The sequence below is a fragment of the Mucilaginibacter sp. genome, assembly GCF_041660805.1.
Taxonomy (GTDB): domain Bacteria; phylum Bacteroidota; class Bacteroidia; order Sphingobacteriales; family Sphingobacteriaceae; genus Mucilaginibacter.
Genome location: NZ_JBAZVP010000003.1, coordinates 264,042 through 278,211, shown reverse-complemented (window position 1 = coordinate 278,211; position 14,170 = coordinate 264,042). Strand labels below are relative to the sequence as shown.

The window sequence follows — 14,170 nt, the reverse complement described above, 5'->3', positions numbered from 1 at the left end:
TTTTTATAAATATCCTGATATGAATTTTTTGAAAAAAGGAACAGTGGTTTGGCTATTGCTTACTGCATTGGGTAAAATATCCATTGCACAGGTAGTTATCCCGGTTATTACCTCACACAATGCTATGCTGCTACAAGCAGATAAGGGAGGGGATTTAAAAACCATCTATTTTGGTAAAAAGCTGGCTGATCAGGCTGAGTATAAAAAGATAACCGAAGTTTATAAGACGTCGGCAGATTATACCGGCGTGTTGAATTCTGCCTACACTTCTTCCGGTTCGAGGAATTTGGCAGAACCCGCCATTTCAGTTACCCATGCCGATGGGAACAAGTCGCTTGATTTAAAATATATCAGTCATAAGATTGAAAATATCGGCAATGATGTTTCACTTGTGAGTATTTTACTTAAAGACCCGGCCTACCCGGTTGAAGTAACCTTATATTACAAATTATACTATAAAGAGGATGTAATTGAGCAGTGGAGCGTGATCAGGCATCATGAAAAAGGCAATATCGTATTAGATAAATATGCGTCGGCAAATTTATACCTGAAAGCCGGCAGCTATTGGTTAAGGCAGTATCATGGCGATTGGGCAAAGGAAATGCAGCCGGAAGAAACTGAATTGACCCACGGGATAAAAACGCTGGATTCTAAATTAGGCACGCGGGCAAATTTATTTGAACCATCCATGTTTATGGTATCACTTAACAAGCCCGCTACTGAGGATGAGGGTAGTGTTTTGTATGGTTCATTGGAGTGGAGCGGTAATTTTAAAATAGACCTGGAGGTAGACCCGCAGGATAATTTGAGGATTATTGCAGGTATAAATAATTATGCATCGCCATATGCACTTAAACCTGGTGAGGACTTTACAACACCGGCATTTTTATATACATTTTCTGATAAAGGCAAAGGTGACGTCAGTAGAAAATTGCATACCTGGGCGCGAAACTATAAAATACCAGACGGAAAAGGCTCACGATATACATTACTGAATAACTGGGAGTCGACGTATTTTGATTTTGATGAAAGTAAACTCAGTGGCCTTTTAAAGGATACCAAAAAGCTTGGCGTAGATCTCTTTTTACTGGACGATGGCTGGTTTGGCAATAAATATCCACGGAATGGTGACAATGCCGGTTTAGGCGATTGGCAGGAAAACAAGAAAAAACTACCTAATGGCCTTGTTTCTTTAGTAAAGGAAGCGCAAAAGGAAGGCGTTAAATTCGGTATATGGGTAGAACCTGAAATGGTAAACCCTAAAAGTGATCTTTATCTTAAGCATCCCGACTGGGTAATTAAACAACCCAAAAGACCGGAATACTATTTCAGAAACCAGCTTGTTCTTGACTTGGCAAATCCTGCGGTGCAGAATTTTGTCTATGGAATTATCGATTCATTATTTATAAAAAATCCGGGCCTTGCTTATATTAAATGGGATTGTAATGCTGTTATTTATAATGCCCACTCCAATTATCTGGGTAAAAATCAGTCGCAGTTTTATGTAGATTATGTAAAAGGATTATACAAGGTTCTTGATAGGATCCGGATAAAATACCCTACAGTACCAATGATGCTTTGTTCTGGTGGTGGAGGTCGTGTTGACTATGGTGCGCTGAAGTATTTTACCGAGTATTGGCCAAGCGATAATACCGACCCGCTGGAACGCATTTTTATGCAATGGGAATATTCTTATTTCTACCCTGCAATAGCAAGCGCGAACCATGTAACTGACTGGGGCAAGCAACCCCTTAAGTTCAGGGTAGATGCAGCAATGATGGGCAGGCTTGGATTTGATATCGTGATAAATAAGTTAAGTGCCAGTGACCTTTTATTTTGTCAGAACGCAGTTAAGACCTATAATTTGGTAAAGCCAATTATCTGGCAGGGCGACCAGTACAGGCTTGCAGACCCCGGTAAAAATAATGTTGCATCCATAATGTATGTTGATTCGGCAAAAGCATCTGCCGTTGTTTTTAATTACCTTGTTAATTATAGATACGGGGTAGAAAGCAAACCAATACTTTTTAAAGGCCTTGATCCTAAAAAGCATTACCGGGTTACAGAGGTAGGCCTTTATCCGGGTACTAAATCAGCATTGGCAGGTCAGCTTATTTATTCAGGAGATTTTTTGATGACTATTGGATTTGATCCATCAGTTAATTCAAATAGGACCAGTGTTGTGCTTGAGTTAAACGAATTAGCCGGCGGGTAGCTCTGGATATCGGCCGTGAGTGAATAGTAAATGGTATACTTGGTGTCCTTCGGGATTGCTACGTGATTCCCTTACCGAATCTCGTTGGCCTGTTGTATCTTAGAATTATGTTAAAAATCTGCCTGTTATTTATATTATTCATTTTTGCACCTTTTTTGCTGGCTGCACAATCGGCAAACCATACACAGCAGGGGCAATGGAGAGGTTATAAGCAGGTTTTTATTGACGTAGGGAAACACAAGGGATACTATGTTCAGCCTCAAAAACCATTGCCGGGCAACCCCTGGGTATGGCGTGCATCATTTCCTGAATGGCATACTGAGATAGACAGCATCTTATTAAAAAGGGGATTTTTTATAGCCTATATTAATGTTGATGATCAGTATGGCAGCCCCTATGCCATGGGTATTTGGGATGCATTTTATGCGCGGCTGGTTAATTCGCTCCATTTAGCAGCACGGCCTGCTCTGGAAGCCGTCAGCCGCGGGACCCTGTATGCTATGACCTGGGCAAAACGGAACCCGGATAAGGTTAGCTGCATTTATAATGAAACGCCGGTTTATGATTTTAAAAGCTGGCCGGGGGGAAAGGGCAAAGGGCCGGGTGATTCTACCGCCTGGAGACAACTCAAAGCGGTATACCATTTTACAGAGGAGCAAGCCATCGCCTATAACGACAATCCGGTTGATCACCTGGAGGGGCTCGCATCCTTTAAGGTGCCTGTACTTAATGTGATCGGAATTCATGACCAACTGGCTCCGCGTGAAGAAAATACCGACCTTTTTGTGCAGCGTTATACAAATCTCGGTGGCCCAACCCTGGTTTATCCTGTAACTGAAGGTCCGCAGGAATTACAAGGACATCATTTTCCGATCAAGCATTCCGGCACTTATGCCGACTTTATTTTCACCAGTTCTTATCCGGTAAAAAGTGTGCTCTCTTATAACCGGTACTTCACTTTACGAAATAGCCTTAATCATTTTTACGAGGCGGCTATCGGCGCAAAAAAAGCCAATGTGGCTTTTATGGGTGGTTCTATCACATATAATCCCGGATGGCGTGAAAAGGTTTGTGCCTATTTACGGGAGCGCTTTCCGGAAACACAATTTCGCTTTATTGCAGCGGGTATACCCTCGCTGGGTAGCTTGCCGCACGCATTCCGTCTAAAAAAAGACGTGCTGGATTCCGGGAAAGTTGACTTACTGGTTCTGGAGGCAGCTGTAAACGACAGAGTTAACCGAACGGATAGCCTCACTCAGGTCAGAAGCCTTGAAGGAATCATCAGGCATACCCGTCACAGTAATCCTCTGACCGATATTTTGTTGCTTGAATTTGCAGACCCATATAAAAACAACGATTATAATAAAGGTGTTACACCTGTTGAAATCATCAATCACGAACTGGTTGCCGCTCACTACGGTTTACCTTCCATCAACCTGTCCAGGGAAGTATATGACAAACTGAAGAACCGCGAATTTAGTTGGGAAGATGATTTCAAAGACCTTCATCCGTCCGCATTTGGCCAGGAACTATACTTCCAAACGATTAAGTCACTTTTAGAGACGAGCTTTGAGGAGTGGGTTTCGTTGGGTACATCACGTACAAAGGCATCGGCACCATGGCGGATAATGAATGCTTCGAGCTTTAATAACGGGAATTATTACAGCATTAAAAATGCCAGGTATGATTCCGGCTGGCAGATGAATGAAAACTGGGTGCCGAATGATCAGGCAGGTACACGGGATGGGTTCGTAAATATTCCGGTATTGGGTGCTGTTACACCTGGAGCTTCTCTTAAGTTACCCTTTCACGGAACAGCTATTGGAGTGGTGGTTCTTTCAGGGCCGGATGCAGGAATAATCAGTTACAGTATTGATAACAAGCCTTTTACAACCGTCGATTTATATACGGAATGGAGCGGTGGTCTTCATTTGCCCTGGTTTGTATTGCTTGACGGTAATCTGGAAAGAGGAAAGCACGTACTGACTCTGAAGGTGAATGAGGCCAAAAACATAAATAGCCGGGGCACAAGCTGCCGAATTGTAAACTTTTTTAAGAATGACTGAATCACTTTAAAATTAAATAATCGCTCATGCAAAAAACAAAATGCTACCTCATATTAGTGGCCTTAGCGAGTTACTTCCCATCAGGCTTCAGTCAAAACAAGCCTTTGAGGCTTTGGTACAACAGGCCGGCAGCACAATGGGAAGAAACCCTGCCACTGGGTAACGGCAGGCTGGGATTAATGCCAACCAGTGGAATTACGGAAGATAAAGTAGTGCTGAACGATATCACGCTCTGGTCGGGCGCACCGCAGGATGCAAATAATTATGAAGCATATAAATACCTCCCCGAAATAAGAAAGTTACTTTCCGAAGGGAAAAATGATGAGGCGCAAGCCCTGGTCGATAAAAACTTCATATGCAAAGGTGCGGGCTCAGCCAGTGTGCCCTTTGGTTGTTATCAGGTACTGGGCAATTTAAATCTGAACTTTAGTTATCCGGGTCAGGGTGATCATCCCAAGGCTGAAGGTTACCAAAGGGCGCTATCGTTAAATGACGCCTTGGCAACTTGTTCATTTAAAGTGAATGGCGTTACTTACAAGCGAGAATATATGACAAGTTTTGGTAACGATGTCAGCATCATCCGGCTTTCGTCGGACAAACCCGGACAGCTTAATCTGATCATTGGCCTAACACGGCCTGAACGGTCTGTCACAAAAGTTAAAGGTGATGTACTGGAAATGTCAGGCCAGTTAGCAAGCGGCACAAAGGCCGGTGGTATGAAATACCTGGCAATGGTCAAGACTCAGTTAAAAGGCGGGCAGTTAATTAAAACCGATAGTACGCTAATCATTAAAAATGCGACAGAGGCCATAATTTATGTATCGGCTGGTACTAATTTCAAAGATCCGCTTTACCCGCAGAAAGTAAGTAAAAACTTATCCAGTGCACTCAGTACCACGTATGATAAGGAAAAATCTACGCATCTGGCCAATTATCACCGGCTGTTTAACCGGGTAAGCCTGTCAATCGGTGATGGCAAGGCAAGTAATCAAACTACTGATGAACGACTGAGCGCGTATCATCTTCATCCGGATGCCGACACCGGACTACCTGTCCTGTTCTATCAGTTTGGTCGGTATTTAACAATCAGCAGCACCCGTAAGGGTCTATTACCACCAAATCTTCAAGGATTGTGGGCTAATCAGATACAAACGCCATGGAATGGTGATTATCACCTGGATGTAAACGTACAGATGAACCACTGGCCAGTGGAAGTATCAAATCTTTCTGAACTAAATTTGCCTTTGGCCGAATTGGTGAAAGGTATGGTACCCAACGGGGAACGAACCGCAAAGGCCTACTATAATGCAAATGGCTGGGTGGCTCACGTGATCACTAACATCTGGGGCTTTACGGAGCCCGGTGAAAGTGCATCCTGGGGTGTTACCAAGTCAGGGTCTGGCTGGCTTTGCAATAACCTTTGGGAGCACTATGCCTTTACAAATGATAAGCAATACCTAAAGGATATTTACCCGGTACTAAAAGGTAGCGCCCAGTTTTACAGCAGTATGCTAATTAAAGATGCTAAAACAGGCTGGCTGTTAACTTCACCCTCATCATCGCCTGAAAACAGCTTTTACTTGCCCAACGGAAAAACAGCAAGTATTTGCGAAGGCCCCACCATTGATAACCAGATCATCCGTGAGCTGTTCAACCATGTCATTGCTGCATCAAAAATATTAGGTAGGGACAGGCAGTTCAGTGATCTGCTGACAGCACGCTTGAAACAGTTGCCGCCTGCCGGCAGGATTGCCAAAGATGGCCGGCTCATGGAATGGCTTGAAGATTATAAAGAAACGGAGGTCAACCACCGTCATGTCTCGCATTTATACGGCTTATACCCAGCCTCTTTAATTACACCGGAGGGCACTCCAGAACTTGCTGAGGCTTGTAAAAAAACGCTTGAGGCTCGGGGTGATGATGGTCCAAGCTGGTCAATCGCTTACAAACAATTATGGTGGGCCCGCTTACATGACGGAAACCGCGCCTATAAGCTTTTTGCAGAAATCATAAAGCCTACGCTGAAGACGAACATTAATTATGGTGCCGGTGGGGGTGTATATCCTAATCTCCTTTCTGCCGGGCCGCCTTTTCAGATAGACGGCAACTTTGGTGCAGCAGCCGGTATTGCAGAGATGCTGTTGCAAAGTCACGCAGGTTTCATTGATTTTATGCCCGCCATGCCCGATGCCTGGAAATCGTCAGGTAAAGTCAAGGGATTGAAAGCCCGGGGAAATTTTATCGTGGATTTTACTTGGTTAGATGGAAAAGTTACCAGCTATCAGATCCGGTCACCTGTGGTGCAGGTAGTTAAGATTAAAGTAAACGGAAAAATTAAACAAGCTAAATCACTCCCTTTAATATAGTTGTATAAAAGTTAAATAAGTTAGCTGTGCTGATTATTAGCACCCGAAAATGCCGGGCTGGGTTGAGGTTACAAAAAGAGAAAATTGTCACGAAAAAAGCCCGTAAACTATTGATTACAGGCTTTTGGTAGCTTCCGTCTTATTTCCTGGGAGATCATTTGTGGCAATAATCAAAGTTTCCTTGCCGGGCGTTCACTTCACTACCGTGACGAGCGGCTTTCCTTTTTTGACGAAATATGTGGCAAGCTCGGCAGCGTTGCCACTACCAACGTTCTTCGCCGAATGGATCATTTGAGCCGGGATAAACAAAACGTCACCGGCTTTGAGCGTTACAGACGCCCTTCCCTCAACCCGATATTCCAGCAAGCCCTCGAGCACATAGATGATCTCTTCGCCCGGATGCCAGTGCTTGGAGGAGACCGATCCCGGGTCTATGTCAATGCGCGCCTGGATTACCTCGCGTCCGGAGACGCTGAGATCATGCCGCTGGAGATCTGTGCGCTTAACTCCAGCCTGCTGCGACTGAGCGGAGCCAGAGATGGTAAGTGCTGCCAGTACAACAGTAGCAAAAGTTCTGGTGAGGAAGTGTTTTTTTTGTTTCATTTTCATTTTTTTTAATATTCAAAATTCATTCTTAAACATAGTTAATCACTATATATCCCTGTTATTTACAGCAGCAATAATAATTGGGTTACCGACTACGATGCGGAGAATTTTGGCCCCCTGTCCGCCGCCTTCTTTCCGCTCTGTTTTAAGTTTGTAACTGTGGTGCCAGCATATTCAGCGCCTTGGGCAAGCGGCTTGCCAGGTTGTACAACGCGTTCGTGAACATGTGCAGCGGGAGTGCGGTCAATAAGCAGGCTAAGTAATTCAGGCCGGTTGTAGTGGCCGTGTGAATCCATCATGTACTTGCGCTTATCAATTAGTGTAAAGTCGAGGTCAGCAATGACGACGCCTTCACCCGAGCGGATCGGTTCGCCCATGAGGCTCCCATCGGGTGCTACTATCGCAGTAAAACAGCCACCGGAGATCGGGCCGATATTGCCAGCGGTATCATTAGCTATTTGCGCCTGCTGATCGGCATCCAACCAGGCCGTTGCGCAGACCACGAAGCAAGCAGACTCCAGTGCATGTTGCCGGATGTTGACTTCTGTCTGCTGCGTGAACAGCTCACCAAAGATAGAACCCGGATACATCGCAGAGTGAATCTGTTCGCCATCGGCCATCATTGCATACCGCGCAAGTGGGTTGTAATGTTCCCAACACGCAAGCTGACCAATACGGCCTACTTTACTATCAATCGCTCTAAGACCCGAGCCATCACCCTGGCCCCAGATCATGCGCTCATGATAGGTGGGGGATATTTTTCGGCGGCGCTGGATCAAGGTACCGTCTGCATCAAAGAGCAATTGGGTATTGTACAAAGTTCCGCCGTCACGTTCGTTGACGCCAATAGACACAACCATTCCTGCATCTTTGCAAGCGTTGCCGATGGCGTCTGTGGCAGCAGACGGCACTGTTACCGCCTGATCAAGCAACCTGAGGTTCTCACCTCCGGTGATAATCTGGTAGGGTGTCTGGATGAACGAAAAGTATGGGTAGTACGGCACTACGGTTTCAGGGAATGTTGCGAACTGAACGCCTTGTTTGCCCAATTCACGAATCTTGTTGACAACTTTCTCCACAGTACCCTCACGGCTGTATAGCACCGGGCTGATCTGTACGGCAGCAGCTTTAATGATCTTACCAGCTGAGATATTTTTTGTCTTTTCCATAATTTAAAAATTAGTGTTGGGAATGTTAACTGTAATTTTCCTTTGTCTCAATCAACACAGCGTTTTAAACGCTGCACGTATGATCGAATTCTATTTGTTTATTTTTGGTATTACATATCCTGTCCTGGTATTTCATTCTCTTTATACTTTTAATTTCACAACAAAACTCGGTAGCATTTTTCAGATGACTATGTGACCCACATCACATTTGAAAGGCGCAATATTTATGTGATGTAATCACTTTTCACGCATGTTAAAGCCTGTTAAGTGTTTCCATTGTTATAGAAAGAAAACGAACGGTCATTTTGTAATGAAACTAAAAAGGGCGCGATGTTAGGATCGCGCCCCGGTTTAAAATCTGTTGATACTCTTTATCGAAATCAGCGAAGAGACTTGAAAGATGCACGGACCTCTTCAGTGAAGATCTTAGGCTGTTCCCAGGCCGCAAAATGCCCACCCTTTTCTAGCTTATTATAATAAATCAGATTAGGATATGCCTTTTCTGCCCAACTCCGTGGAGTTGGATACAGCTCGTCAGGAAACGCGCTCACGGCAACAGGGATGGAAACCCCTTTAACACTGAAAAAAGCGAGCTTATTCTCCCAATAGAGACGGCCCGAGGAAACTCCCGTGTTCGTCAACCAGGTGAGCGTGATGTTGTCGAGGACGTCGTCTTGCGAAAGGCCTTCAGTTTGTCCGGCAAAGGCACGCGCGATGAGTTCATAGCTACGTGCGTCGTGGTCCAGTAAATAGGCTGCGAGGCCAACGGGTGAATCCGCAATCCCGTAAAGCGTCTGCGGGCGCAAGCCCATCTGATAGGCATACCCGATGCCTTTTGCATATACGAATTTCAGCCGCTCATACGCGGTGCTCTCGTCGTCTGAAAGACCGGATGGTACCGGGGCGCCGGACTGGGCAGCCTTGTCAATGTCAGGTGAGAACACGCCGGGCATGTTTGTGTGAATAGCGATTAATTCCCGGGGGGCCTGTACAGCCATTAAATCTGTGATGAGCGCACCCCAATCGCCGCCTTGTGCCACAAATTTCGAATATCCAAGGCGCTTCATCAGCACAATCCAGGCACTCGCAATGTGGACAGGGTCCCAACCTGTGGTGGTTGGCTTGCCCGAAAATCCGTAGCCCGGTATCGACGGAATCACCAGATGGAATGCATCCGATGCGCTCCCGCCATGCGCCGTAGGATCGGTGAGTGGATCGACAATCTTCAGCTGCTCGACGACCGAGCCAGGCCATCCGTGTGTGACGATCATTGGCAATGCGTTTTCGTGTTTCGAACGAACGTGAATGAAATGAATGTCAAGTCCATCAATGGTTGTAATGTAATTTGGGTAAGAGTTGATTTTCTTCTCTACCTTACGCCAATCGTAATTATTCGCCCAATATTTCGCGAGGGCCTGAATAGTGGCGAGTTGCACGCCCTGAGATTGATCGTCGACCGTTTCTTTTTCGGGCCACCTTGTCGCTAAAATGCGGCGATTTAATTCATCAAGGTCAGCTTGCGGAAAGTTAACCCGAAAAGGGCGGATCAATTCGTCTGCTTCTACTTCCTCTTTAGTTGCTGTGATAGTTTCCATTGTTTAAATTTTAAAATTGTTTCTTACATGTATTCTCTATGCCAACCGTATTCATTAGAAGCAGTGCCCGATGACGCCGCCGTTTGCACATTGCTAAATTTTATTTGCATCACCAAAGGCGCATATCAGCATCGTAATAGCAAGGACATTTCTACTCTTTTCATTGATTTGACATTTTAAGTTTGCCAAACCATTACCATGCCATAGGTAAATAGCTAGTTGTTAGATAGTTGTACTAGTAAAAAAATAACTAAACCTTTGTATATCACAAATCATCTAAATCGGCCACGATATGTCGTGATGGGAAAAAAATGATTGAAACTTATTTAACTTTTAAAAAATAATTTATACTTTTATTTAAGGATTGATAGTTCCTTATCAAATCAGTCGGATCTTTATCTAGACAATATTTTTTTCTGTTATTGACGTATTGAAAGCTAAATATTAGCATATAATTTCAGCTAAATTTACTGTAGAGAATGGGCAATTGGTACTGTTTGGTTGTTGGTATTATTATACTCCTAAAAGTTTAAGTTGCACACATATCGATATTTATTTTCCTGGTGTTGTTTTATATCCCCTTATACCAGCAGGTAATTCCCATTTACAATGCCGGTCAGTATGTAAAATCGTTACGTGTAGATGGCTATGAAAGCTTTTTGAAATCACCTGAAACAAAGGAGGTGTATGTATGGATACCAGGATACTCAACCGAAAACCAATTGGCCATTTAGGCCCCTCAGCAGTTTCCTCGTCTGGAAGTGAATTTAAAGATATTATTGGGGGTGGTGAAAGTATGCGTGACGTGTTGGACAACGTTAAAGTAGTAGGTGCATCAGATATATCTGTCCTGATATTAGGGGAAAGTGGGACAGGAAAAGAACTGATAGCGCAATGTATTCATCGCATCTCACCTCGAAATAAAAAGCCGTTTGTGGCAGTAAACTGTGCTGCGCTGCCGGCAAACCTGATCGAATCAGAGCTATTTGGTCATGAAAAAGGTGCTTTTACAGGTGCAACTGATAAAAGAACAGGAAAGTTTGAGCAGGGGAATGAAGGAACTGTTTTTTTGGACGAGATTGGAGAACTACCCGTGGAATTGCAGGTTAAATTGTTGAGGGTATTACAAGAAAAAGAGGTGGAACCCATAGGAGGCCGGAAAAGAAAGGTAAATGTTCGTATTATAGCTGCTACCAGCCGCAATTTGGAAGAGGAAGTTTCAATGCACAGGTTCAGGTTGGACCTTTTTTATCGCCTGAATGTTTTCCCTATCAAACTCCCTCCATTGCGGGAACGCAAAGAAGACATAGTAGCCCTGGCTAACCATTTTGTTACTATTTATGCCCGTAAAGAGAATAAAGCGATAACAGGGGTGGCTGATCATGTAATACAGTTAATGCTCAATTACCATTGGCCCGGTAATATAAGGGAGCTCGAAAACTTAATGGCAAGAAGCGTTTTACTTACTAATGGCCCCATTATTAATTCATTAAAATTACCCGGTCAAAGTCAAGTTGTCTCTACAGTTCGACAGGGACGTATCAAATCCATGATCGAAAACGAACGGGATCATATCTTGTCTGCACTTGAAAGATGTAACTGGAAAATATATGGCCAGGACGGTGCGGCTGATCTTTTGGAACTTAATCCATCAACACTAAATTCGAAAATGAAAAAATTGGGTATAGAAAAAAAATATTCCAAGAATGGAAGTAACTAATTTTCTTAAAATATACTGCAAAGAAAGCCGGATAAAAAGTGAAGGGCGGGCAAGCCGATAAAAATAGAATACCGTTGCCTGCTTTTATAGGTGAAGTTCACAGACATCATTTCGCACTTATTCTTGTCATTTACTCATTTGTACCTTACCTTTAACCCATTAAAAAGTAAAGTTATATGGATACTGAAAAAGCCATTCTGGCTGGTGGTTGCTTTTGGGGAGTAGAAGAACTTATCAGACATTATCCAGGTGTTATTTCAACGATAGTGGGGTACACAGGTGGAGATGTACGCAATGCAACTTACCAGAATCATGGAACACACGCTGAAGCCATAGAAATCATATTTAATAAAGAACAGTTATCCTATCGTGAACTACTTGAGTATTTCTTCCAAATTCATGATCCTACAACACGAAATAGGCAGGGAAACGACATCGGTACCTCTTATCGTTCCGCCATTTTTTTTGTGGATGAAACACAACAGGAAACCGCCAAAGCTTTAATTGCAGACATGGAAGCCTCTGGTAAGTGGCCTGGGAAGATAATAACGGAAGTTGTCCCGGCAACTGATTTTTGGAACGCCGAAGAGGAGCATCAGGATTATTTAGAAAAACACCCCTATGGATATACCTGCCACTTTGAAAGACCCGAATGGAAACTGGGGTAATAAAAATCCTGGAACCTCATTTAATCATAGGTGGGAGAAACACAACTTTTAAAATACCGATTCAATCGGCTTTACATCGCCAGCTGCGAACGACTGCCGATAAAGCACTTCATATTTCCTTGCCTCTTTTAGCTTTTTTTGCGCTTTAAGACTGATGTACATGCCTAGCTGTGACCAGCCATTGCCGGGATTGTAAACCAAATCATCCCGATAAACCATTTCTGCATCCCTAGCCCTGTTTATTTTTAACAGGCAGGCACCTAAGTATTGCCTGGCAGGTATGAACCATTCCTGCGGTTCGCGGTAGATCAATTGATCTTCGGCACTTACAGCATTTTTAAAAGCATTGATAGCCTCGGCAGTTTTTCCTTCAGCAAATAATATTTCGCCGGAGAGTATGCCGGCTGCAATTTCACCACTTTGTTTCGGTTTATTATAAGGCATACGACGGATAGCTAACAGGCTGTCGGCAAGATTTACTTGCAGATCACTTAAACATTGCCGGGCAGCGCTAAGATCACGTTTACGTACATGCGCAACGCCTTTAGCAAAGTCGTCCATGATCCTGGCGTATTTCCATTGGAAATCCGGACGGGGTTCTTGTAAAATTTCTTGCCATTTACCTAAGCGTACCAGTGCGATCTCGGGTAACATGTAGACAAACTGGGCATAGGGGTCGTTCTTAAAATTCGGGTTCAGCGCTTTCATCCTTTCCTTTGCCCGTTGGTAAAGCGGCCGGCCCTTTATATACATCCCCGCATTCATGGCACAATAGGATTGCACGGCGAAAAAATGAATCGGATTATTTTTACTCAGGCGAAGGCCGGAAGCAGCAGAATCCATTTTTTGATAGACAGTATTTGCCTGTTCATTAACAAGTACACTTTTGGCAAAAAGCCCGTTGCGCTGGTAAGAATGAGTGGGCATATGCACCATGTGCGCCACGGCAGGCATCAGATCTTTCAGTACATCGGCATAAGGTAAAGCTGCTGCCGGATTGCGGGAGGCCTCAGTTAGGTGGATATAATAATGCAGTGCGGCGGGTTGCCGGGGTTCTTTTTTCAGGATGCTTTCACATAACGAAACCAGTTCGGGCGTCCATGATTTGGGCGTCCCATCGTTATTCCAGAAGTCCCATTTGTGACATAGCATCATAGCGTCTATGTACAATGCCTTTATGTCGTTATCAAGCGGGTATTTCTTCGTCAGCGTTCTCATGGCTGTTGCATAATTTTCATCCAAATGTGCACGGTCAGCATTGGTGGTATCTGAAGAGTAGCGCTGCATTATGGCATTTGCCAATTCGCTTTCCTTTGCGCTGGCTCCGGTGTTAGCGCGTTGTAAAGACATCTTCGCAATTATGACAGCACCCGGCATCTTATAATTATAATTATTATAGTAGGGCCCTAAAGCAAGCGTTTGTCCCCACCAGGCCATTGTACAACCAGGGTCAAAACGAGCGGCTTCTTTAAAAGAAGCCAGTGCCTCGGTGAAATGATAACCGTAGTAAAAAGAAAGCCCCTGGTCAAAGTAAATTTGCGCGCTGTCAGAACGGGTATTGATACTATAATGGTGATGTCCGGTACCGGCGATTATCGAGATGAATTTTCCGTCTTTATTCGGCGTAATATCAGATGGTAAAGCAGCTCCGCAACTACTCACCTCAGAGGGGTAAGCCTGGTATTTGGGCCTGACTAGCGTTGCGCCTGCAAAGAGGAAGAGTATACCCCATAATAAGATTGGAGAAACTGTTTTCATCATGATC

Annotated in this window: 9 protein-coding genes; 5 read left to right on the top strand and 4 right to left on the bottom strand. The window is 44.2% G+C overall.

The genetic code is table 11. The features are described 5' to 3' along the window. The first annotated feature begins 19 nt into the window (after positions 1–19). The 3 genes from WC743_RS06610 (at position 20) to WC743_RS06600 (ending at position 6,647) form a co-directional block, all read left to right on the top strand. A complete protein-coding gene (locus WC743_RS06610; protein ID WP_373011080.1) occupies positions 20–2,215 on the top strand; it encodes an alpha-galactosidase in 2,196 nt (731 codons plus the stop codon). Positions 2,216–2,322: 107 nt separating this feature from the next. Then, positions 2,323–4,281: an SGNH/GDSL hydrolase family protein gene (locus tag WC743_RS06605; protein ID WP_373011079.1), complete on the top strand. Its 1,959-nt coding sequence runs from the start codon at positions 2,323–2,325 to the stop codon at positions 4,279–4,281. A gap of 26 nt (positions 4,282–4,307) precedes the next feature. Next, positions 4,308–6,647 carry a glycoside hydrolase N-terminal domain-containing protein gene (locus WC743_RS06600; RefSeq protein WP_373011078.1) on the top strand — a complete coding sequence of 780 codons (2,340 nt, stop codon included), beginning with the start codon at positions 4,308–4,310 and terminating at the stop codon, positions 6,645–6,647. Between the two features lie 192 nt (positions 6,648–6,839). Here WC743_RS06600 and WC743_RS06595 read toward each other — a convergent pair whose 3' ends face one another. The 3 genes from WC743_RS06595 to WC743_RS06585 all read right to left on the bottom strand — a co-directional run bounded on the left by WC743_RS06595 (position 6,840) and on the right by WC743_RS06585 (position 10,017). Beyond that, a complete protein-coding gene (locus tag WC743_RS06595) occupies positions 6,840–7,250 on the bottom strand; it encodes a cupin domain-containing protein (RefSeq protein ID WP_373011077.1) in 411 nt (136 codons plus the stop codon). A 95-nt stretch (positions 7,251–7,345) separates the two neighbouring features. Continuing rightward, positions 7,346–8,422 carry a nitrilase-related carbon-nitrogen hydrolase gene (locus tag WC743_RS06590; protein ID WP_373011076.1) on the bottom strand — a complete coding sequence of 359 codons (1,077 nt, stop codon included), beginning with the start codon at positions 8,420–8,422 and terminating at the stop codon, positions 7,346–7,348. A gap of 380 nt (positions 8,423–8,802) precedes the next feature. Beyond that, positions 8,803–10,017, bottom strand: coding sequence for an epoxide hydrolase family protein (locus tag WC743_RS06585; RefSeq protein ID WP_373011075.1), 1,215 nt, complete (start codon positions 10,015–10,017; stop codon positions 8,803–8,805). A gap of 691 nt (positions 10,018–10,708) precedes the next feature. Between WC743_RS06585 and WC743_RS06580 the strand changes: the two genes are divergently transcribed. Both WC743_RS06580 and msrA read left to right on the top strand, forming a co-directional pair. Beyond that, positions 10,709–11,737 (top strand): sigma-54 interaction domain-containing protein, encoded by a 1,029-nt coding sequence (locus WC743_RS06580; RefSeq protein ID WP_373011074.1) that lies wholly within the window; start codon positions 10,709–10,711, stop codon positions 11,735–11,737. A 176-nt stretch (positions 11,738–11,913) separates the two neighbouring features. Further along, on the top strand, positions 11,914–12,405 hold the full coding sequence (gene msrA / locus WC743_RS06575; RefSeq protein WP_373011073.1) for a peptide-methionine (S)-S-oxide reductase MsrA: 492 nt from the start codon (positions 11,914–11,916) through the stop codon (positions 12,403–12,405). A gap of 48 nt (positions 12,406–12,453) precedes the next feature. Here the strand turns inward: msrA and WC743_RS06570 are convergent, their stop codons facing one another. Then, the gene (locus WC743_RS06570) at positions 12,454–14,166 is read right to left on the bottom strand and encodes a tetratricopeptide repeat protein (protein WP_373011072.1); all 1,713 of its coding nucleotides are present in this window, start codon (positions 14,164–14,166) and stop codon (positions 12,454–12,456) included. Positions 14,167–14,170: the final 4 nt, after the last annotated feature.